Origin of the sequence: Mesorhizobium sp. M8A.F.Ca.ET.218.01.1.1, assembly GCF_004791165.1 — a bacterium.
Lineage (GTDB): Bacteria > Pseudomonadota > Alphaproteobacteria > Rhizobiales > Rhizobiaceae > Mesorhizobium.
Window position 1 is genome coordinate 1 of the sequence record NZ_SRUZ01000161.1, and the last position, 306, is coordinate 306.

Genomic DNA, 306 nt, shown 5'->3' on the forward strand with positions numbered 1-306 from the left:
ACCGGACCTGCCTTGGCCGTGGTGGTGGTCAGGAAGAAATGATCCTCGGCCAGCCGCGCGCAGGTGCCGTCGTCATAGGCAAATCCGTCTTCGCGCAGCATAAGCCCGTAGCGGACCCGGCCGACTTTCAGTGTGGCCATCATGTTGCAGTAGAGCCGGTTGAGAAACTCGCCCGCGTCGGCACCCTGGACATCGATCTTGCCGAGCGTCGTCACATCGCACAGGCCCACTGCGCCGCGCACGGCCCTGGCCTCGCGGTCCACGCTGTGGCGCCAATGCGTTTCGCCCGGACGCGGGAAATATTGC

1 pseudogene is annotated in these 306 nt (G+C 65.0%); it reads right to left on the reverse strand.

Annotation, left to right across the window (positions count from 1 at the left end):
* A pseudogene (locus EN861_RS34830) lies at positions 1 to 306 on the reverse strand (sarcosine oxidase subunit alpha); the annotation flags it as partial.